The 20,549-nt window shown below is 55.3% G+C and carries 18 protein-coding genes and 1 pseudogene; 18 read left to right on the top strand and 1 reads right to left on the bottom strand.

Annotated features, from left to right (window positions below):
* Positions 1-247 precede the first annotated feature (247 nt).
* The 3 genes from udk to asmA all read left to right on the top strand — a co-directional run bounded on the left by udk (position 248) and on the right by asmA (position 3,436).
* Positions 248-889 (top strand): uridine kinase, encoded by a 642-nt coding sequence (udk, locus tag IPZ49_RS21250; protein WP_000130320.1) that lies wholly within the window; start codon positions 248-250, stop codon positions 887-889.
* A 91-nt stretch (positions 890-980) separates the two neighbouring features.
* Positions 981-1,562, top strand: coding sequence for a dCTP deaminase (gene dcd / locus IPZ49_RS21245; RefSeq protein ID WP_006811250.1), 582 nt, complete (start codon positions 981-983; stop codon positions 1,560-1,562).
* A 23-nt stretch (positions 1,563-1,585) separates the two neighbouring features.
* Positions 1,586-3,436 carry an outer membrane assembly protein AsmA gene (gene asmA, locus IPZ49_RS21240; protein WP_039270418.1) on the top strand — a complete coding sequence of 617 codons (1,851 nt, stop codon included), beginning with the start codon at positions 1,586-1,588 and terminating at the stop codon, positions 3,434-3,436.
* A gap of 90 nt (positions 3,437-3,526) precedes the next feature.
* On the opposite strand, the gene IPZ49_RS21235 is transcribed toward asmA, so the two are convergent.
* Positions 3,527-5,110 (bottom strand): TerC family protein, encoded by a 1,584-nt coding sequence (locus tag IPZ49_RS21235; RefSeq protein ID WP_058689069.1) that lies wholly within the window; start codon positions 5,108-5,110, stop codon positions 3,527-3,529.
* Between the two features lie 693 nt (positions 5,111-5,803).
* Between IPZ49_RS21235 and IPZ49_RS21230 the strand changes: the two genes are divergently transcribed.
* The 15 genes and pseudogenes from IPZ49_RS21230 to cpsG form a co-directional block, all read left to right on the top strand.
* The gene (locus IPZ49_RS21230) at positions 5,804-6,940 is read left to right on the top strand and encodes a polysaccharide export protein (RefSeq protein ID WP_003862079.1); all 1,137 of its coding nucleotides are present in this window, start codon (positions 5,804-5,806) and stop codon (positions 6,938-6,940) included.
* A 6-nt stretch (positions 6,941-6,946) separates the two neighbouring features.
* Complete coding sequence (gene wzb / locus IPZ49_RS21225) at positions 6,947-7,390, top strand: low molecular weight protein-tyrosine-phosphatase Wzb (RefSeq protein ID WP_063932716.1); 444 nt, start codon at positions 6,947-6,949, stop codon at positions 7,388-7,390.
* A 2-nt stretch (positions 7,391-7,392) separates the two neighbouring features.
* The gene (gene wzc, locus IPZ49_RS21220) at positions 7,393-9,555 is read left to right on the top strand and encodes a tyrosine-protein kinase Wzc (RefSeq protein WP_058689068.1); all 2,163 of its coding nucleotides are present in this window, start codon (positions 7,393-7,395) and stop codon (positions 9,553-9,555) included.
* Between the two features lie 110 nt (positions 9,556-9,665).
* A complete protein-coding gene (gene wcaA / locus IPZ49_RS21215; RefSeq protein ID WP_017383272.1) occupies positions 9,666-10,508 on the top strand; it encodes a colanic acid biosynthesis glycosyltransferase WcaA in 843 nt (280 codons plus the stop codon).
* Entirely contained in the window at positions 10,508-10,999 is a 492-nt protein-coding gene (gene wcaB, locus IPZ49_RS21210; protein ID WP_063932717.1) for a colanic acid biosynthesis acetyltransferase WcaB, read from the top strand. The genes wcaA and wcaB overlap by 1 nt, the downstream gene beginning before the upstream one ends.
* Positions 10,996-12,213, top strand: a complete 1,218-nt coding sequence (gene wcaC / locus IPZ49_RS21205; RefSeq protein ID WP_032669515.1) for a colanic acid biosynthesis glycosyltransferase WcaC — start codon at positions 10,996-10,998, stop codon at positions 12,211-12,213. The genes wcaB and wcaC overlap by 4 nt, the downstream gene beginning before the upstream one ends.
* Positions 12,188-13,408 carry a colanic acid polymerase WcaD gene (wcaD, locus tag IPZ49_RS21200; protein WP_015572375.1) on the top strand — a complete coding sequence of 407 codons (1,221 nt, stop codon included), beginning with the start codon at positions 12,188-12,190 and terminating at the stop codon, positions 13,406-13,408. The genes wcaC and wcaD overlap by 26 nt, the downstream gene beginning before the upstream one ends.
* Positions 13,409-13,424: 16 nt before the next feature.
* Complete coding sequence (gene wcaE, locus IPZ49_RS21195) at positions 13,425-14,171, top strand: colanic acid biosynthesis glycosyltransferase WcaE (protein WP_003863510.1); 747 nt, start codon at positions 13,425-13,427, stop codon at positions 14,169-14,171.
* Between the two features lie 16 nt (positions 14,172-14,187).
* A complete protein-coding gene (wcaF, locus tag IPZ49_RS21190) occupies positions 14,188-14,742 on the top strand; it encodes a colanic acid biosynthesis acetyltransferase WcaF (RefSeq protein ID WP_015572376.1) in 555 nt (184 codons plus the stop codon).
* A gap of 21 nt (positions 14,743-14,763) precedes the next feature.
* Entirely contained in the window at positions 14,764-15,885 is a 1,122-nt protein-coding gene (gene gmd / locus IPZ49_RS21185; RefSeq protein ID WP_003863514.1) for a GDP-mannose 4,6-dehydratase, read from the top strand.
* 2 nt (positions 15,886-15,887) lie between these two features.
* On the top strand, positions 15,888-16,853 hold the full coding sequence (locus IPZ49_RS21180; RefSeq protein ID WP_032671736.1) for a GDP-L-fucose synthase: 966 nt from the start codon (positions 15,888-15,890) through the stop codon (positions 16,851-16,853).
* Positions 16,854-16,855: 2 nt separating this feature from the next.
* Positions 16,856-17,335 carry a GDP-mannose mannosyl hydrolase gene (locus IPZ49_RS21175; protein WP_065186924.1) on the top strand — a complete coding sequence of 160 codons (480 nt, stop codon included), beginning with the start codon at positions 16,856-16,858 and terminating at the stop codon, positions 17,333-17,335.
* Complete coding sequence (gene wcaI, locus IPZ49_RS21170) at positions 17,332-18,555, top strand: colanic acid biosynthesis fucosyltransferase WcaI (RefSeq protein WP_022651482.1); 1,224 nt, start codon at positions 17,332-17,334, stop codon at positions 18,553-18,555. Before IPZ49_RS21175 ends, wcaI begins: the two co-directional genes overlap by 4 nt.
* Before the next feature lie 3 nt (positions 18,556-18,558).
* On the top strand, positions 18,559-19,995 hold the full coding sequence (cpsB, locus tag IPZ49_RS21165; protein WP_017383276.1) for a mannose-1-phosphate guanyltransferase: 1,437 nt from the start codon (positions 18,559-18,561) through the stop codon (positions 19,993-19,995).
* 109 nt (positions 19,996-20,104) lie between these two features.
* Positions 20,105-20,549: pseudogene (gene cpsG / locus IPZ49_RS21160) on the top strand (colanic acid biosynthesis phosphomannomutase CpsG); the annotation flags it as partial.

Genomic DNA, 20,549 nt, shown 5'->3' with positions numbered 1-20,549 from the left:
CATATGCTGAGTGGTCAGATTTTGACTTCATAGACTTATAAAATAGTTACTCTGCGAAGAAGGGTGATGAAATGGCGAAAAACCGCGCGTAAAAATTTCGCTAAAGGCGTGAAACGGCGCTTTTCAGCCCGCCTCGCATAACCTGCGCATTCGACTGGTATCACGCCCCCGAAATCCCTATAATTGCCGCGTTTGACGCTCCGGCGTCGTCCTTCCTTACATCCAGGTTAATCAGGTCGCTAAATTTATGACTGATAAGTCTCATCAGTGCGTCATCATAGGCATCGCCGGCGCATCGGCTTCAGGTAAAAGTCTTATTGCCAGTACGCTTTATCGCGAACTGCGTGAACAAGTGGGTGATGAGCATATCGGTGTGATTCCCGAAGATAGCTATTACAAAGATCAATCCCATCTTTCGATGGAAGAGCGCGTAAAAACCAACTACGACCACCCCAGTGCGATGGATCACAGCCTGCTGTTCCAGCATCTGGAAGCGCTGAAGCGCGGCGAGGCGATTGAGCTGCCCGTCTACAGCTACGTGGAACATACCCGCACCCAGGAAACGATCCGTATCGAGCCCAAGAAGGTGATTATCCTTGAAGGGATTTTGCTGCTCACCGACGCCCGTTTGCGCGAATCTATGAACTTCTCGATTTTCGTCGACACTCCGCTGGATATCTGCCTGATGCGGCGTATTAAACGCGACGTTAACGAACGCGGCCGCTCCATGGACTCCGTGATGGCGCAATATCAGAAAACCGTTCGCCCGATGTTCCTGCAATTTATTGAGCCTTCGAAACAATACGCCGATATTATCGTGCCTCGCGGCGGTAAAAACCGTATTGCCATTGATATCTTAAAAGCGAAAATCAGTCAGTTTTTTGAATAAGCCGTGTGAATTGTGTACCGTTCAGAGATAACCTGGTTTTGTCCTGACGCCGTAAGGCTTCAGGGCGCGATGCACGAAAGGAGAAAGTGCCATGCGTCTTTGTGACCGCGATATAGAAGCCTGGCTGGATGAAGGCCGCCTGTCTATCACCCCGCGTCCGCCGGTTGAGCGTATTAACGGCGTGACCGTCGATGTGCGTCTGGGGAATAAATTCCGCACCTTCAGCGGCCACACGGCACCGTTTATCGACCTCAGCGGGCCGAAAGACGAAGTCAGTGCGGCGCTGGATCGCGTCATGAGCGACGAAATCGTCATCGAAGAAGGAGAGGCGTTTTATCTCCATCCTGGCGAACTGGCGCTGGCGGTGACCTTTGAATCGGTCACGCTGCCTGCGGACCTGGTCGGCTGGCTTGACGGACGCTCTTCCCTGGCGCGTCTGGGCCTGATGGTGCACGTCACCGCGCACCGTATCGATCCGGGCTGGTCTGGCCGTATCGTGCTGGAGTTCTTTAACGCCGGTAAACTGCCGCTGGCGCTTCGCCCGGGAATGATGATTGGTGCGTTGAGCTTCGAACCGCTAACCGGCCCGGCAGACCGTCCTTATAACCGCCGTCAGGACGCAAAATATCGCGACCAGCAGGGTGCGGTTGCCAGTCGTATCGATAAAGACTGATCTGTGAGTTCACTGAGGAAGCCATGAGAAGAGTTCTGACAACGCTGATGATTTTGCTGGTGGTGCTGGTGGCTGGCCTTTCAGCGTTGGTGCTGCTGGTTAACCCGAATGACTTCCGGGCCTACATGGTGCGGCAGGTGGAAGCGCGCAGCGGGTATGAACTCAAGCTGGACGGGCCGCTGCGCTGGCACGTCTGGCCTCAGCTCAGCATTCTCTCCGGACGTATGTCCCTCACCGCGCCGGGTGCCGCGCAGCCGCTGGTCACGGCGGATAACATGCGTCTTGATGTCGCGCTCATCCCGCTCTTATCCCATCAGCTCCAGGTTGAACAGGTGATGCTGAAAGGGGCGGTGATTCAGCTTACGCCGCAAACCGAAGCCGTTCGTCAGGCGGATGCTCCGGTCGCACCGCGTGAAAACACCTTGCCTGACGTCCCGTCTGACACCGGCTGGTCGTTCGATATTGGTAATCTGAAAGTTGCTGACAGCGTGCTGGTTTTCCAGCATGAAGATGACGAACAGATCACCGTACGCAATATCAACCTCAGGATGGAGCAGGATGCCAACCATCACGCCACCATGGAGTTCTCCGGGCGGATCAACCGCAATCAGCGCGATCTCAACCTGTCGATGAACGCGAACGTGAACGCCTCTGATTATCCGCACCAGCTGACGGCGGACGTTCAGCAGCTTAACTGGCAGCTGACCGGCGCGGATTTACCCGCGAAGGGGATTGCCGGCCAGGGCACGATGCAGGCGGTGTGGCATGAAGAGCGCAAACAGCTCGAACTGAACGCGCTCAACCTCCAGGCCAACGACAGCGCCCTGAAGGGGCAGGCGAGCGTCACGCTTGATGAGAAACCTAAGTGGGTGCTGGATCTGCAATTCGACAAGCTGAACCTCGAGAACCTGCTTCCGCCCCAACCGGTGAACGCGACCGATGAGGGAGCCACGCAGGTGGGGCAAAGCCAGGTTACGCAGTCGCGTCCGGTGATCTCCTCAAATCTCGATCAGCCTGACTACAATGGCCTGCGCGGATTTACCGCCGACATTCTGCTGAAAGCGAACAGCGTGCGCTGGCGTGGGATTGATTTTACTGACGTCAGCAGCCAGATGTTCAACCACAACGGCCTGCTGGTCATCTCCGAGCTCAGCGGAAAAATGGGAGCAGGGAACCTCTCCCTGCCGGGCTCGCTGGATGTACGCAAAGACGTTGCCAGCGCCGCGTTCCAGCCGCGTCTGGAAAACGTTGAGATTGGCACCATCCTGAAAGCCTTTAATTACCCGATTGCCCTCACGGGGCAGCTGTCGCTGGCAGGGGATTTCTCTGGTACGAAGATTGATGCGGACGCCTTCCGTCGTAGCTGGCAGGGGCAGGCGCACGTTGAGCTGAAAGATTCGCGCATGGAAGGGCTGAACTTCCAGCAGCTGGTGCAGCAGGCGGTAGAGCGCAGCAGCAGCGTGAAAGCGAATGAAAACTACGACAGCGCAACCCGTCTGGACAGCTTTACCAGCGAGCTTGCCCTCGACAACGGTCAGCTCTCGCTTGACGACATGCAGGGGACGTCGTCACTGCTGGCGCTGACCGGAACCGGCGCGCTGGATCTGGTGAAAGAGACGGCAGACACCCGCTTCAACGTCCGCGTGAAGGCTGGCTGGGAAGGCGAAGGCCAGCTTGTGGAGTTCCTGAAAGAGACGCCGATACCGCTGCGCGTGTACGGAAAATGGCAGGAGTTGAATTACAGTTTGCAGGTCGATCAGATCCTGCGGAAGCACCTTCAGGATGAAGCGAAACGTCGGCTGAATGACTGGGCGGACCGCAATAAAGAGTCTCAGTCAGGTAAGGACGTGAAAAAGCTGCTCGATAAGCTGTGATGCCTGTTGTGCCGGGTGGCGGCTTTGCCTTACCCGGCCTACAAAAGCCAGACACCGTAGGCCGGGTAAGCGAAGCGCCACCCGGCTTTTTTACACCTCAAAATCCATCTCATCTTCACCGCGCAGCGGTATCAGCTGCACCTTCTGCACGCGATGGCTCTCTACCTGCAAGGTTTTAATCATGTAATCCCCCACCTGGACCTCTTCGCCCGGCTGCGGAATACGTTGCAGATATTCCATCAGCAAACCGGCGATGGTGTGGTATTCGCGCTTCTCATCCAGCGGAAGCGGAACGAACTGCACCAGATCTTCGAGCGGCATATGGCCGTTGGCGATCCAGCTGCCGTCGGCGTTTTTCTGAATATCGTGACGCGCATCGATCTCATCCACCTCATTAGGCAGATTACCAGCGATGGTTTCCATCACGTCGCTGAGCGTTACCAGCCCTTCCACAGAACCAAACTCATCAACGACAAACGCGAAGTGGGTACGCGCGTTGCGGAACTGCTCCAGCGCGGAGAGCAGCGGCAGCGCTTCCGGGAACACCAGCGGCTGGCGCACCAGCGCCCGCAGGTTGAGCGGCTCGCCGTGGAGCTGCTGTTGCAGGAGGTCAATCACGTGTACCACGCCCAGCAGCTCCTCTTCCTCTTCACCGCCGGTCACGACCACGCGGGTGTGCTGGTTTTTATCCAGCAGGGCGCGGATCTGCTCTTCCGGCGCCGTCAGGTCAATATGCTCAATGTCATGGCGGGAGGTCATGATACTGCTCACCGAGCGCTGGTTGAGGTTAAGCACGCGCTCTATCATCCGGCGTTCCTGCGGGTTGAAGATCTGCCCGTCGCTGTGGTCGGCAAGCATCGCCGCGGATTCAGCATCCAGCTCGGCATCCTCTTTTTTGCCGCTCAGCAGGCGCATCACCGTATCTGCGGTGCGCTGTCGTAATGTCTGGTTCGCGGAGAGAAAACGGCGACGGTTGAAAATGGCCAGCTGGTTGAGAAACTCAATCAGCACCGAGAAACCAATGGCGGCGTACAGATACCCTTTCGGGATATGGAAGCCAAAACCATCCGCGACCAGGCTAAAGCCAATCATCAGCAGGAAGCTCAGACAGAGGATGACGATAGTCGGGTGGCTGTTCACGAAGCGCGTCAGGGCTTTACTGGCGAGCACCATCAGGGTGATGGCGATGATCACCGCGGCCATCATCACCGCCAGATGGTCAACCATCCCGACGGCCGTGATCACGGAGTCGAGAGAAAAGACGGCATCCAGCACCACTATCTGCGCGACCACTGGCCAGAATTTTGCACCGCGTCGCTGGGTGGGGTTTTCACTGTCTTTTCCTTCCAGCCGCTCATTAAGCTCAACCGTGGCTTTGAACAGCAGGAACAATCCGCCGAAAAGCATGATCAGGTCGCGGGCGCTAAAGCTCAGACCCTGCACGCTGAATAAGGGTTTGGTCAGCGTCACCAGCCAGGAGATTGAGGCCAGTAACAGCAGACGCATCACCATGGCGAACAGAAGACCCGTCACGCGGGCGCGGTCGCGTTGTGAAGGGGGTAATTTATCGGCAAGGATGGCGATAAACACCAGGTTATCAATGCCGAGCACTAATTCGATGACGACCAGCGTCACCAGCCCGGCCCAGATTGATGGATCGGCAATCCATTCCATAGTAAATGCAATACCTTCTGTTATATGACTAATGTCACACTTCGATCATGGATAAAGCCGACGGAAATTGCAATGCCGGGGTGAGATTTCTCTTAATGCTACACTCAGGTAAACCCCATTTGCCGGGCGGTGTAAATAAGTTAATTGCGAAGATTTAATTACATAAGACGATATTTAGGATATATCGCAATAAATGGTCCGGCGATCTATTTTGTCAATATAAAGAAAATCCGAAAACCTTAAAACTTTGCTCTTAATATTAATCTTAAAAACGAATATTAGGACGGTTGTCTCCTTGCCTGCTATTAGGTTAGCTGCAACAATTCTTCCAGCATCAAATGTTAAATCTCCTTGTTGCTATTTTTGTTTCGGTCTTTGGTGAAGGTTATACATTATCAATCGCCCCTGTGAGGCGTTTGATATATTTCGCAAAAGGCCTTATCCAAGAGGGTGTCTAACCATAACGCATTGTTTAGTCAGTGGATTGGTAACTGAAAGCCAAGGGCGGTAGCGTGCCTGAAAGCGTGTGAATCAGCCTCAATTATTCTGTCAATAGCCAATGGATGAATAAGCTTTTTTTAGGACTGATGCCAGTTATATTGCTAAATGATTAACTGCATTCTGATTGTCACCACGACCCGCGCTTATTTTAATTGCACAGGATAATTACTCTGCCAAAGTGATAAATAATCAATGATGAAATCCAAAATGAAATTGATGCCATTATTGGTGTCTGTGACCTTGATGAGTGGTTGCACGGTCTTTCCCGGCAGCAATATGTCGACAATGGGCAAGGATGTGATTAAACAGCAGGATGCTGATTTTGATCTCGACAAAATGGTGAATGTGTATCCATTAACCCCACGTCTGGTGGAACAATTACGCCCACGTCCAAATGTTGCTCAGCCAAATATGTCTCTGGACCAGGAAATTGCCTCTTACCAGTATCGCGTGGGTCCGGGTGACGTCATTAATGTGACCGTCTGGGATCACCCTGAACTGACCACGCCTGCGGGCCAGTACCGCAGCTCAAGCGACACCGGTAACTGGGTACAGTCCGATGGCACCATGTTCTATCCCTACATTGGCAAAGTGCACGTCGCGGGCAAAACGCTTGCTGAGATCCGTAGTGATATTACCGGCCGCCTGGCGCAGTACATTGCTGACCCGCAGGTGGACGTTAATATCGCCGCGTTCCGATCCCAGAAAGCCTATATCTCTGGCCAGGTCAATAAATCCGGCCAGCAGGCTATCACTAACGTCCCGCTCACCGTTCTCGATGCGATCAATGCCGCAGGGGGCTTAACCGACGGCGCTGACTGGCGCAACGTGGTGCTGACCCACAACGGCAAAGAGCAGCGCATTTCGCTTCAGGCGCTGATGCAAAACGGTGACCTGACCCAGAACCGCCTCCTTTATCCGGGCGATATTCTGTACGTGCCGCGCAACGACGATCTGAAAGTGTTCGTGATGGGTGAAGTGAAAAAACAGAGCACCCTCAAGATGGACTTCAGCGGTATGACCCTGACCGAAGCGCTGGGCAATGCGGAAGGCATCGATCTGACCGCCTCCAACGCCAGCGGTATCTTCGTGATCCGTCCTATCAAAGGCGAAAACGCGAAGGGCAAGATTGCCAACATCTACCAGTTGGATATGTCCGACGCGACGTCCCTGGTCATGGCAACGTCGTTCCGTCTCCAGCCGTACGATGTGGTCTATGTCACCACCGCGCCGGTTGCCCGCTGGAACCGTCTGATCAACCAGTTGCTGCCTACCATCAGTGGCGTTCGCTACATGACGGATACGGCGAGCGACGTTCATAACTGGTAAGCCGCGATGTTTAACAAAATTCTGGTGGTGTGCGTGGGGAACATTTGCCGTTCCCCCACGGCTGAAAGGCTGTTGAAAAATTACCAGCCTGCGTTAACGGTCGACTCCGCAGGGCTGGGCGCGCTGGTCGGAAAAGGTGCCGACGAACGTGCCGCAAGCGTTGCCCTTGAGCATAACCTCTCACTCGACGGGCACGTTGCCAGTCAGGTCTCTGGCCGGATGTGCCGGGAATATGACCTGATCCTCGCGATGGAAAAACGCCACATTCACGCGCTGTGCGATATCGCACCGGAGATGCGCGGCAAGGTGATGCTGTTTGGTCACTGGGATGGTGAGCGCGAAATTCCCGATCCGTATCGCAAGAGCCGCGAGGCCTTTGAGGCGGTATACACCTTACTAGACCAGTCTGCCCGTCAGTGGGCGCAGGCACTGAAAGCTCAGCAGGGATAACAATGACAGAAAAAACAAGACCTTCTGCCGCCCCGACGTCGGGCAGTGATGAAATCGATATCGGTCGCCTGGTCGGGACCGTTATTGAAGCGAAATGGTGGGTGCTGGGTATTACCGCCATCTTTGCCGTGGCGGCGATCGTTTATACGCTGTTCGCGACGCCTATTTACAGCGCCGACGCGCTGGTGCAGATCGAACAAAATACCGGAAACTCGCTGGTTCAGGATATCGGCTCGGCGCTGGCCAACAAGCCGCCGGCATCGGAAGCCGAAATTCAGCTGATCCAGTCGCGCCTGGTACTGGGCAAAACGGTTCATGACCTGGGGCTGGATATCGCGGTCACCAAAAACACCTTCCCGGTATTTGGCGCAGGCTGGGATCGCCTGATGGGGCGCAGTAACGATACGGTAAAAGTGACCGACTTCGTGATCCCAAAAGGGGCAGGGGACCAAACCTTTACCCTGACAGTGCTGGGACCAAAACAGTATCAGCTGACCAGCGACGCGGGCTTCAGCGCACGCGGCGAGGTGGGGCAGATGCTGACCAAAGAGGGCGTCAGCATCAAGGTCAGCGCAATTCAGGCGCATGAGGGCGGGGAGTTTACGGTCACCAAATTCTCGACGCTCGGGATGATCAACAACCTGCAAAACAACCTGACCGTCACCGAAAACGGCAAGGACACCGGCGTCCTGAGCATGACCTTCACCGGTGAAGACAAGGATCAAATTCGCGACATCCTCAATAGCATCACCCGCAACTATCTGGAGCAGAACGTTGAGCGTAAGTCAGCGGAAGCTGCAAAAAGCCTGGCGTTTCTCAGTAAACAGCTGCCGGAGGTGCGTGCCCGTCTGGATGACGCTGAGAACAAGCTGAACGCGTACCGTCAGGACAAGGATTCCGTCGATCTGCCGCTGGAGGCGAAATCGGTTCTCGACTCCATGGTGAATATTGATGCGCAGCTGAACGAGCTGACCTTCAAAGAGGCGGAGATTTCCAAGCTCTATACCAAACGTCACCCGGCGTACCGCACGCTGCTGGAGAAACGTCGTACCCTGGAAGAAGAGAAGGCGAAGCTGAATGACCGCGTGACCGCGATGCCGAAGACGCAGCAGGAAATTGTACGACTGACGCGTGATGTGGAATCCGGCCAGCAGGTTTACATGCAGCTGCTGAACAAACAGCAGGAGCTGAAAATCACCGAAGCCAGCACCGTCGGCGACGTGCGTATCGTTGACCCGGCGATTACCCAGCCGGGCGTGCTGAAGCCGAAGAAAGCGCTGATTATCCTCGGCAGCATTATTCTCGGCCTGATGCTTTCCATTGTCGGCGTGCTGCTGTGCTCGCTGTTCAACCGCGGTATCGAAAGCCCGCAGGTGCTGGAAGAGAACGGGATCAGCGTGTACGCCAGCATCCCGCTTTCAGAGTGGCAGAAGTCCCGTGACAGCGTCAAAACCGTTAAGGGCGTCAAGCGTTACAAACAGAGCCAGCTGCTGGCCGTGGGTAACCCGACTGACCTGGCGATTGAAGCGGTGCGCAGCCTGCGTACCAGCCTCCATTTCGCCATGATGCAGGCCAAAAACAACGTCCTGATGATGACCGGTGTCAGCCCGTCAATCGGTAAAACCTTCGTCTGCGCCAACCTGGCGGCGGTGGTGAGCCAGACCAACAAGCGCGTGCTGTTGATCGACTGCGATATGCGTAAGGGCTACACCCATGAGCTGCTGGGGACCAACAACGTTAACGGTCTGTCGGAAATCCTGCTCGGTAAAGGGGAAATCAGCGAGAGCGCCAAGCCGACGTCGATTCCGAAATTTGACCTGATCCCGCGTGGCCAGGTGCCGCCGAACCCGTCTGAACTGCTGATGAGCGAGCGCTTCACGCAGCTGATTGAGTGGGCGAGCAAAAACTATGACCTGGTGCTGATCGATACCCCACCAATTCTGGCGGTCACCGACGCTGCCGTGGTAGGGCGTCATGCGGGCACCACGCTGATGGTCGCACGCTATGCGGTGAACACCCTGAAGGAAGTGGAAACCAGCCTGAGCCGCTTTGAGCAGAACGGTATTGAGGTGAAGGGGGTCATTCTGAACTCCATCTTCCGCCGCGCGACCGGGTATCAGGATTACGGCTACTACGAGTACGAATACAAGTCTGACAGTAAATAATAATCCCCCTCATCCTAACCCTCTCCCCAGGGGGGAGAGAGGACTGCATGGTGCAGCTTTTCTCCCTCTCCCTCCGGGAGAGGGTCGGGGTGAGGGATAAGGGGAAGACCATGACCACACAACGCCCTTTGATTTCTATCTATATGCCGACATGGAATCGTCAGCAGCTGGCGATCCGCGCGATTAAATCGGTCCTGCGTCAGGATTACGATAACTGGGAACTGATTATCGTGGATGACTGTTCCTCCTCTTACGAACAACTGCAAAAGTTTGTTGAAGACCTGAACGACCCGCGCGTGGTGTACACTCACAACGCCATCAACTCCGGGGCGTGTGCGGTGCGCAACCAGGCGATTATGCAGGCGAAAGGGCAGTATCTGACCGGTATCGACGACGATGACGAATGGACGCCAAACCGTCTGTCCATCTTCCTGTCGCACAAAGCGCAGCTGGTGACCCACGCGTTTCTGTATGCCAATGACTATGTTTGCCAGGGCGAGGTCTATTCGCAGCCAGCCAGCCTGCCGCTGTATCCGAAATCACCGTATTCCCGCCGCCTGTTCTACAAGCGCAACATTATCGGCAATCAGGTGTTTACCTGGGCATGGCGCTTTAAGGAGTGCCTGTTCGATACCGAGCTGAAGGCCGCGCAGGATTACGACATCTTCCTGCGGATGGTTGTGGAGTACGGCGAGCCGTGGAAGGTGGAAGAGGCCACGCAGATCCTGCACATCAATCACGGGGAGATGCAAATCACCTCGTCACCGAAGAAATTCTCGGGCTACTTCCATTTTTACCGCAAGCACAAGGACAAGTTTGACCGTGCCAGCCGGAAGTATCAGCTCTTCACCCTGTATCAGATCCGTAATAAGCGCATGAACTGGCGCACGCTGCTGACGCTGCTGTCGGTACGTAACGGCAAGCGTCTGGCTGACGGGCTTCGGGGGAAATAATGTTTCTGGAAGATTGCCGCGCTAACAGCTGGAGCCTGCGCCCGTGCTGCATGGTTCTGGCCTACCGTATTGCGCACTTTTGCTCGGTGTGGCGCAAAAAAAATGTGCTGAACAATATCTGGGCCGCGCCAGTGCTGGTGCTGTACCGCATCATCACCGAATGCTTTTTTGGCTATGAAATTCAGGCCGCTGCCACCATTGGCCGCCGCTTTACCATTCATCACGGCTATGCGGTGGTCATCAACAAGTTCGTCGTCGCGGGTGATGATTTCACCATTCGTCACGGGGTGACAATCGGCAACCGCGGGCCAGACAGCCTGGCTTGCCCGGTGATTGGCAATAACGTCGAGTTGGGCGCCAACGTGGTGATGATCGGGGACATTACCGTGGGTAATAACGTGACGATTGGCGCAGGCAGCGTGGTGCTGGACAGCATTCCGGACAACGCGCTGGCGGTGGGCGAGAAAGCCCGCGTGAAGGTGATTAAATGAACATTCTGCAATTTAACGTACGCCTCGCAGAGGGCGGGGCGGCAGGCGTAGCGCTGGATCTGCACCAGCGCGCGCTGCAAAAAGGACTCCAGTCGCGCTTTGTTTACGGTTACGGTAAAGGCGGCAAGAAAAGCGTTAGCCATGATAACTATCCGCAGGTGCTGAAGCAGACGCCACGTCTGACCTCCATCGCCAATATTGCGCTGTTCCGCCTGTTTAACCGCGACCTGTTCGGCAACCTGAATAATCTCTACCGCACCGTCACCCGCACTCGCGGCCCGGTTGTGCTGCACTTCCACGTGCTGCACAGCTACTGGCTGAATCTGGAAGAGGTAGTGGCGTTTTGTGGCAAGGTGAAGGCGCACAAGCCGGATACCCGATTTGTCTGGACGCTGCACGACCACTGGAGCGTGACCGGACGTTGCGCCTTTACCGACGGCTGCGAAGGCTGGAAAGATAACTGCCAGAAATGCCCTACGCTCAGCAACTACCCGCCGGTGAAGGTCGATCGCGCGCATCAGCTGGTTGAGGGTAAGCGTCAGCTGTTCCGCGATATGCTCTCGCTCGGCTGCACCTTTATCTCCCCAAGCCAGCACGTGGCGGACGCTTTTAATAGCCTGTACGGAGCAGGGCGCTGCCAGATCATCAACAACGGTATTGATGTTGCAACGGAAGCGATCCTGGCCGAACTGATGCCCGTAGCCGTTACCCCCGGTAAGCCGAAAATTGCGGTCGTCGCCCATGACCTGCGCTACGACGGCAAAACCAACCAGCAGCTGGTGCGCGACATGATGGCGCTCGGCGACAAAATTGAGCTGCATACCTTTGGCAAATTCTCGCCGTTTGATGGCGCTAACGTGGTGAACCACGGGTTTGAAACCGACAAGCGCAAACTGATGAGCGCGCTGAACGGTATGGACGCGCTGGTGTTCAGCTCCCGCGTGGACAACTACCCGCTGATCCTGTGCGAAGCGCTCTCCATCGGCGTACCGGTGATTGCCACCCACAGCGACGCCGCGCGGGAAGTGCTGGAGAAATCCGGCGGTAAAACCTTCAGTGAAAATGAGGTGCTGCCGCTGGTGCAGTTGTCGAAGGCCGATATCGCGCAGGCTGTTTTTGGCACGGACCTGGAATCGTTCCGCAACCGTAGCCGCAAAGCGTACAGTGGACAACAGATGCTGGAGGAGTATGTCTCGTTCTATCAGAATCTGTAGTTATCTGCTGCTGCCGCTGATCTACCTGCTGGTCAACGTTAAGATTGCCCAGCTCGGTGAAAGCTTCCCGATCACTATCGTCACCTTCCTGCCGGTTCTGCTGTTGCTTTACGTTGACAAGCTTAACCTCAAAAAGCTGATGATTTCATTGGGCATCGGGTTTGGTCTGACGGCGTTTAACTACATCTTTGGTCAGTCGCTGGACGCCAGCAAATATGTCACCTCCACCATGCTGTTTGTTTATATCGTTATCATTATTGGCATGGTGTGGAGTATTCGCTTTAAAACTATTTCTCCGCACAATTATAGGAAAATCCTCAGGTTCTTTTATATTGTCGTCGGGCTGATTGTTGTGCTTGCGGCAATGGAGATGGCGCAAATTATTCTCACAGGCGGCAGTAGCCTGATGGAAATAATTTCGAAATATCTTATATACAGTAACAGCTATGTACTGAACTTCATTAAGTTTGGTGGCAAGCGTACAACCGCGCTCTATTTTGAACCGGCGTTTTTTGCTCTGGCATTAATCTCAATTTGGCTCAGCATCAAACAGTTCGGTATCAAAACCCCCAAGACCGATGCTATGATTCTTGCAGGAATCGTTCTGTCAGGGTCGTTCTCCGGGGTAATGACGTTTATTCTGTTTTACCTGCTGGAGTGGGCGTTCCAGTACCTGAACAAAGAGGCGATTAAGAAAAAACTGCCGCTGGCGATAATCTCTCTGACGGTATTTTTAGTGGGCGTAATATTTGCGTTTCCGTACATTTCTGAACGTCTGGGTGATTTGGGAACGGAAGGTTCGTCGTCCTATTATCGCATCATTGGTCCACTGGTGATGGTGGGTTATTCCTTAACCCATATTGATGGCGTAGTAAGATTCGGCTCACTTTACGAATATGTTGCATCATTCGGAATCTTTAACGGTGCGGATGTCGGTAAAACCATAGACAATGGTCTGTATCTGTTAATTATCTATTTTTCCTGGTTCGCCGTACTGTTGACACTGTGGTATCTGTTTAAAGTTTTCAAAATGATGATTAACGCGTTTGGTGATAACCAGAACTTTCGCGTGCAACTTTATCTGTTCACACCGGTGTCGTTGTTTTTTACCGGGTCAATATTTAGCCCGGAATATGCATTCTTAATTGTATGTCCGTTTATTTTGCGCAAAGCGCTGAATATTACGAGCGTATGACGAAATGAGGTGATTTATGTTTCTTAGCGTCATTACTGTCGCCTTTCGTAACTACGAAGGGGTGGTAAAAACCTGGCGCTCGCTGCGCAACCTGGCGCGCGATCCGAGCCTCACCTTTGAGTGGATCGTGGTCGATGGCGGCTCGAACGACGGCACGGCGGAGTTCCTGGAAAAACTCAACGGTGAGTTCAACTTACGTTACATCAGCGAGAAAGATAAAGGTATTTACGATGCCATGAATAAAGGCATCAACATGGCGCAGGGGCGTTACGCGATCTTCCTCAATTCCGGCGATGTGTTCCATGAAGATGTGGCGCTGTTTGCCCGTCAGCTGGCGCGCCAGAAAGAAGATGCCATGTTTATTGGTGATGCGCTGCTTGATTTCGGCGAGGGGAAAAAAGTGCTGCGCGGCGCGAAACCAGGCTGGTATATCTACCACAGTCTGCCGGCCAGCCATCAGGCTATTTTCTTCCCAATGAGCGGCCTGAAAAAACAGCCTTACGATTTGCGCTATAAAGTGTCATCAGATTATGCCCTGGCGGCCAGCCTGTACAAATCTGGCTACCCGTTCCGTCGAATTAAAGGACTGGTATCTGAATTTTCAATGGGTGGCGTGTCAACCTCGAATAATCTGGAACTGTGCCAGGATGCCAAAAACGTGCAGCGTAAAATATTACGCGTGCCGGGGTTCTGGGCGGAATTATCTTATTTCTTACGTCTGAAAACGACGGGTAAAGCGAAAGCCTTATATAACAAAGCCTGAGATATAAGGAAACGTAATGCAGGAATTAAATGGATTCTCCGTGCCGAAAGGTTTTCGGGGCGGGAGCGGTATTAAAGTTCAACTGTGGTGGGCTGTACAGGCAACGTTATTTGCCTGGTCGCCGCAAATACTGTACCGCTGGCGCGCATTTTTACTGCGTCTGTTTGGCGCAAAAATAGGAAAAAACGTAGTCATTCGACCTTCGGTGAAAATTACTTATCCCTGGAAATTAACGCTTGGGGATTACGCCTGGGTTGGGGATGACGCGGTGTTATATACCCTTGGCGAGATTACGATTGGCGCAAATTCGGTGGTTTCACAGAAGTGTTATTTGTGCACCGGCAGCCACGATTTTATGAGCCCGCATTTTGATATTACCGCTTCGCCTGTTGTGATCGGTGAAAAATGCTGGCTGGCAACAGACGTCTTTGTTGCACCCGGTGTTTCTGTTGGCGATGGCACGGTAGTCGGTGCCCGCAGCAGCGTTTTTAAATCGCTTCCGGCAAATAAAATTTGCCGTGGCAACCCCGCAGTGGTGATACGCGAACGCGTTGAAACTGAAAAACTTTGATAAGTACAGAGGAATATAAACATGTCTAAAGTCGCTCTCATCACCGGCGTTACCGGACAAGATGGTTCTTACCTGGCAGAATTGCTGCTGGAAAAAGGGTATGAAGTTCACGGTATTAAGCGTCGTGCCTCTTCATTCAACACCGAGCGTGTCGATCACATTTACCAGGATCCGCATGCGGCAAACCCGAAATTCCATCTGCATTACGGCGACCTGACCGATACCTCCAACCTGACCCGCATCCTGCAAGAAGTACAGCCGGATGAAGTGTACAACCTGGGGGCAATGAGCCACGTTGCGGTTTCCTTCGAGTCCCCGGAGTACACCGCTGACGTGGATGCGATGGGTACGCTGCGTCTGCTGGAAGCGATTCGCTTCCTTGGTCTTGAGAAGAAAACCCGCTTCTACCAGGCATCTACCTCTGAGCTGTACGGTCTGGTGCAGGAAATTCCGCAGAAAGAGACCACGCCGTTCTACCCACGTTCTCCGTACGCTGTGGCGAAACTGTACGCTTACTGGATCACCGTGAACTACCGTGAATCCTACGGCATGTACGCCTGTAACGGCATTCTGTTCAACCACGAATCTCCGCGTCGCGGCGAAACCTTCGTGACCCGCAAAATCACCCGCGCGATCGCCAACATCGCTCAGGGCCTGGAGTCTTGCCTGCACCTCGGCAACATGGATTCCCTGCGTGACTGGGGCCATGCGAAAGACTACGTGAAAATGCAGTGGATGATGTTGCAGCAGGAACAGCCAGAAGACTTCGTGATCGCGACCGGCGTGCAGTACTCCGTGCGTCAGTTCGTTGAGATGGCTGCGGCACAGCTGGGCATCAAGCTGCGCTTCGAAGGCACCGGCGTGGAAGAGAAGGGTATCGTTGTTTCCGTGACCGGCCACGACGCACCGGGCGTGAAGCCAGGCGACGTGATTGTCCAGGTTGATCCGCGTTACTTCCGTCCTGCTGAAGTGGAAACCCTGCTGGGCGACCCAACCAAAGCGCACGAGAAGCTGGGCTGGAAACCAGAAACCACCCTGCAAGAAATGGTATCCGAGATGGTGGCCAAAGATCTTGAAGCAGCGAAAAAACACTCCCTGCTCAAGTCTCATGGCTACGAGGTTGCCATCGCGCTGGAGTCCTGAGAATGACAAAACAACGTATTTTTGTCGCCGGTCATCGCGGAATGGTGGGTTCCGCGATTGTTCGCCAGCTGGAACAGCGCGGCGACGTTGAGGTGATTGTTCGCACCCGCGACGAGCTGAACCTGCTTGATAGCCTTGCGGTGCAGGACTTCTTCGCCAGCGAACGTATCGACCAGGTGTATCTGGCGGCGGCGAAGGTGGGCGGCATTGTCGCTAACAACACCTACCCGGCGGATTTCATCTACGAGAACATGATGATTGAGAGCAACATCATTCACGCGGCGCATCTGCACAACGTGAATAAACTGCTGTTCCTCGGCTCATCCTGTATCTACCCGAAAATGGCGAAGCAGCCGATCGCCGAGAGCGAACTGTTGCAGGGCACGCTTGAAGCCACCAACGAGCCGTATGCGATTGCCAAAATTGCCGGGATCAAGCTGTGTGAATCCTACAACCGTCAGTATAACCGCGACTATCGCTCGGTGATGCCGACCAACCTGTACGGACCGCACGACAACTTCCACCCGAGCAATTCGCACGTGATCCCGGCGCTGCTGCGTCGTTTCCACGAGGCGACTGCCGAAAACGCCCCGGATGTGGTGGTGTGGGGTAGCGGTACGCCAATGCGCGAGTTCCTGCACGTGGACGACATGGCGGCGGCCAGCATTCACGTCATGGAGCTGGATCGCGAGGTGTGGCAGGAAAACACCGAGCCGATGCTGTCGCACATTAACGTCGGGACCGGCGTGGACTGCACCATTCGCGAGCTGGCACAGACCATCGCGCAGGTGGTGGGCTACAAAGGACGCGTGGTGTTTGACGCCACCAAACCGGACGGCACGCCGCGCAAGCTGCTGGACGTGACCCGTCTGCATCAGCTGGGCTGGTATCACGAGGTCTCACTGGAGCAGGGGCTGGCCAGCACCTACCAGTGGTTCCTGGAAAACCAGCACCGCTTCCGGGGGTAATGATGTTTTTAAGTCAGGAAGATTTTGCCACGGTAGTGCGTTCCACTCCGCTGATCTCAATTGATTTGATCGTGGAGAACGAACGCGGCGAGTTCTTGCTGGGGAAACGAACCAATCGTCCTGCACAGGGCTTCTGGTTCGTGCCCGGCGGGCGCGTGCAGAAGGATGAGACGCTTACCGATGCGTTTGAGCGTCTCACTCTGGCGGAACTGGGTCTGCAACTGCCGATGGCAGCGGGCCAGTTTTACGGGGTCTGGCAGCACTTCTATGACGATAACTTTTCAGGCACCGGGTTCACCACGCACTACATCGTGCTGGGGTTCCGCCTGAAGGTGAGTGAGGCAGACCTGCGTCTGCCTGATTCTCAGCATGACGATTACCGCTGGTTAACGCCAGAGGCGCTGCTGGCAAGCGACAACGTCCATGACAACAGTCGGGCGTACTTCCTTGCGGAACGTCAGGCCGAGGTGCCAGGTCTATGAAAATCCTCGTCTACGGAATTAACTACTCGCCGGAGCTTACCGGTATCGGGAAATACACCGGCGAGATGGTCGAGTGGATGGCGAGCCAGGGACATGACGTGCGGGTGATTACTGCCCCGCCGTATTACCCGGAGTGGAAGGTAGGCGAACGCTATTCCAGCTGGCGCTACCGCCGCGAAGAGGGCGCCGCGACCGTCTGGCGCTGCCCGCTCTACGTGCCGAAACAGCCCTCGACGCTGAAACGTTTAATTCATCTGGGCAGCTTTGCCCTGAGCAGTTTCTTCCCGCTGATGGCGCAGCGTCGCTGGAAGCCGGATCGCATCATCGGCGTGGTGCCGACGCTGTTCTGCACGCCAGGCATGCGCCTGCTGGGCAAACTCTCCGGCGCGCGCACCCTGCTGCACATTCAGGATTATGAAGTGGACGCCATGCTCGGGCTGGGGATGGCCGGGAAAGGCAAGGGCGGCAAGGTGGCGAAGCTCGCCAGCGCCTTTGAGCGCAGCGGCCTGCACAACGTGGATTACGTCTCGACCATCTCGCGCTCGATGATGAACAAGGCGCAGGAGAAGGGCGTCCCGGCGGAAAAAGTGATCTTCTTTCCGAACTGGTCCGAAGTGGCGCGCTTCCGCGATGTGACAGACCAGGATGCGCAGGCGTTACGCGCGCAGCTCGGGTTGCCTGCTGAGCAAAAAATCATTCTTTACTCAGGCAACATCGGCGAAAAACAGGGGCTGGAGAGCGTGATTGACGCCGCGCTTCAGCTGAGCGAACACCCGTGGATGTTCGTGATAGTCGGGCAGGGCGGCGGTAAAGCGCGGCTGGAAAAAATGGCCAGCGAGCGCGGACTGACCAACATCCGCTTCTTCCCGCTTCAGTCTTATGACGCGCTGCCCGCGCTGCTGAAAATGGCGGATTGCCATCTGGTGGTGCAAAAACGCGGCGCGGCGGATGCGGTGCTGCCGTCCAAGCTGACCAACATTCTGGCAGTGGGCGGAAACGCGGTGATTACGGCAGAAGCCGCAACAGAATTAGGCCAGCTGTGCAACAGCTACCCGGGCATTGCCGTTTGCGTGGAGCCGGAATCGGTTCCTGCGCTGGTGACCGGAATTGAGCAGGCACTCGCCATGCCAAAAGAGAACACGGTGGCACGTGAATATGCCGAACGCACGCTCGAGAAAGAGAACGTGCTGAGCCAATTTATTGCAGATATACGGGGATAAATCATGAGTCAAACCACTTTGTATCCGGTCGTAATGGCGGGTGGATCCGGGAGCCGGTTGTGGCCACTGTCCCGCGTGCTTTATCCAAAACAATTTCTGTGCCTGAAAGGCGACCTCACCATGCTGCAAACGACGGTTAACCGTCTGCACGGCGTGGAGTGTGAAAGCCCGGTGGTGATCTGTAACGAACAGCACCGCTTTATCGTTGCCGAGCAGCTGCGCCAGCTGAACAAACTGACCGAAAATATCATTCTGGAGCCTGCCGGACGCAACACGGCGCCTGCCATTGCCCTTGCGGCGCTGGCGGCAAAACGCAGCAGCCCGGACTGCGACCCGCTGATGCTGGTGCTGGCGGCTGACCACGTCATCCAGCAGGAAGAGGCCTTCCGCGACGCGGTACGCGCGGCGATTCCTTACGCCGAGAACGGCAAGCTGGTGACCTTCGGCATCGTGCCGGATCTCCCGGAAACCGGCTATGGCTATATTCGCCGCGGCAGCGTTACGCCGGGTGAAGGCGACAGCGTGGCCTTTGACGTGGCGCAGTTTGTCGAAAAACCGAATCTGGAAACCGCGCAGGCGTATGTCGCCAGCGGTGAATACTACTGGAACAGCGGTATGTTCCTGTTCCGCGCCGGTCGCTACCTGGAAGAGCTGGAAAAATATCGCCCGGATATCTTGCGCGCCTGCGAAAAAGCGATGGCGGTGGTGGATCCGGATCTCGATTTTATCCGCGTGGACGAAGAAGCCTTCCTCGCCTGTCCGGAAGAGTCCATTGACTATGCGGTGATGGAACGTACGGCAGATGCGGTAGTGGTACCGATGGATGCGGGCTGGAGCGACGTCGGCTCCTGGTCGTCACTGTGGGAGATTAGCGCGCATACCCCGGAGGGTAACGTCCATCACGGGGATGTGATCAGCCACAAAACGGAAAACAGCTACGTCTACGCCGAATCAGGCCTCGTCACTACGGTAGGGGTGAAAGATCTGGTGGTCGTGCAGACCAAAGACGCGGTGCTGATTGCCGACCGTAATGCCGTGCAGGACGTTAAAAAAGTGGTGGAGAAGATCAAGGCCGATGGCCGCCACGAACACCATATTCACCGTGAAGTTTACCGCCCGTGGGGCAAATATGACTCCATCGACGCTGGCGAGCGTTATCAGGTGAAACGCATCACCGTGAAGCCGGGAGAAGGGCTGTCGGTGCAGATGCACCATCACCGCGCCGAACACTGGGTGGTGGTGGCGGGGACCGCCAAAGTGACCATCGATGGTGAAGTGAAGCTGCTCGGTGAAAACGAGTCCATTTATATTCCGCTGGGCGCCACGCATTGTCTGGAAAACCCGGGGAAAATTCCGCTCGACTTAATTGAGGTGCGTTCCGGCTCCTATCTGGAAGAGGACGACATCATCCGCTTCCAGGATCGCTACGGGCGCGTGTAGCACTCCGCATCATGCCCGGTGGCGCTGCGCTTACCGGGCCTACGAATGACAAAAATAAATTTGGCCATTACATGGTCAGGGCCAACTGTTGCCTGAAAAAGGGGTCATCATGGAAAAATTAACCTGTTTTAAAGCCTACGATATTCGCGGCAAGCTGGGCGAAGAGCTGAACGAAGACATTGCGTGGCGCATCGGTCGCGCGTACGGCGAATACCTGAAACCAAAAACTATCGTGCTGGGCGGCGACGTGCGTCTGACAAGCGAATCCCTGAAGCTGGCGCTGGCGAAAGGGCTACAGGACGCGGGCGTCGACGTGCTGGACATTGGCCTTTCCGGTACCGAAGAGATCTATTTTGCCACCTTCCACCTGGGCGTGGACGGCGGTATCGAAGTGACGGCCAGCCATAACCCGATGGACTACAACGGCATGAAGCTGGTGCGCAAGGGCGCGCGTCCTATCAGCGGTGACACCGGCCTGCGTGACGTGCAGCGTCTGGCCGAGGCCAACGACTTCCCGCCGGTGAATGAAGCCACACGCGGCAGCTATAAGCAGA

The sequence above is a fragment of the Enterobacter cloacae complex sp. S2 genome, from assembly GCF_015159675.1.
GTDB classification, from domain to species: Bacteria; Pseudomonadota; Gammaproteobacteria; order Enterobacterales; family Enterobacteriaceae; genus Enterobacter; species Enterobacter intestinihominis.
Note: the sequence above shows the minus strand (reverse complement) of the source record. Positions and strands in the feature narration are given on the sequence as shown.

Excerpts from the sequence above, each read along its gene's own strand:
- asmA (WP_039270418.1), top strand. The coding sequence starts at position 1,586 with ATGAGAAGAGTTCTGACAACGCTGATGATTTTGCTGGTGGTGCTGGTG.
- cpsB (WP_017383276.1), top strand. The coding sequence starts at position 18,559 with ATGAGTCAAACCACTTTGTATCCGGTCGTAATGGCGGGTGGATCCGGG.
- wcaF (WP_015572376.1), top strand. The coding sequence starts at position 14,188 with ATGCAGGAATTAAATGGATTCTCCGTGCCGAAAGGTTTTCGGGGCGGG.
- IPZ49_RS21180 (WP_032671736.1), top strand. The coding sequence starts at position 15,888 with ATGACAAAACAACGTATTTTTGTCGCCGGTCATCGCGGAATGGTGGGT.
- IPZ49_RS21230 (WP_003862079.1), top strand. The coding sequence starts at position 5,804 with ATGATGAAATCCAAAATGAAATTGATGCCATTATTGGTGTCTGTGACC.
- udk (WP_000130320.1), top strand. The coding sequence starts at position 248 with ATGACTGATAAGTCTCATCAGTGCGTCATCATAGGCATCGCCGGCGCA.
- wcaI (WP_022651482.1), top strand. The coding sequence starts at position 17,332 with ATGAAAATCCTCGTCTACGGAATTAACTACTCGCCGGAGCTTACCGGT.
- wzc (WP_058689068.1), top strand. The coding sequence starts at position 7,393 with ATGACAGAAAAAACAAGACCTTCTGCCGCCCCGACGTCGGGCAGTGAT.
- gmd (WP_003863514.1), top strand. The coding sequence starts at position 14,764 with ATGTCTAAAGTCGCTCTCATCACCGGCGTTACCGGACAAGATGGTTCT.
- wcaE (WP_003863510.1), top strand. The coding sequence starts at position 13,425 with ATGTTTCTTAGCGTCATTACTGTCGCCTTTCGTAACTACGAAGGGGTG.
- dcd (WP_006811250.1), top strand. The coding sequence starts at position 981 with ATGCGTCTTTGTGACCGCGATATAGAAGCCTGGCTGGATGAAGGCCGC.
- IPZ49_RS21175 (WP_065186924.1), top strand. The coding sequence starts at position 16,856 with ATGTTTTTAAGTCAGGAAGATTTTGCCACGGTAGTGCGTTCCACTCCG.
- wcaC (WP_032669515.1), top strand. The coding sequence starts at position 10,996 with ATGAACATTCTGCAATTTAACGTACGCCTCGCAGAGGGCGGGGCGGCA.
- wcaD (WP_015572375.1), top strand. The coding sequence starts at position 12,188 with ATGTCTCGTTCTATCAGAATCTGTAGTTATCTGCTGCTGCCGCTGATC.
- wzb (WP_063932716.1), top strand. The coding sequence starts at position 6,947 with ATGTTTAACAAAATTCTGGTGGTGTGCGTGGGGAACATTTGCCGTTCC.
- wcaA (WP_017383272.1), top strand. The coding sequence starts at position 9,666 with ATGACCACACAACGCCCTTTGATTTCTATCTATATGCCGACATGGAAT.
- IPZ49_RS21235 (WP_058689069.1), bottom strand. The coding sequence starts at position 5,110 with ATGGAATGGATTGCCGATCCATCAATCTGGGCCGGGCTGGTGACGCTG.
- wcaB (WP_063932717.1), top strand. The coding sequence starts at position 10,508 with ATGTTTCTGGAAGATTGCCGCGCTAACAGCTGGAGCCTGCGCCCGTGC.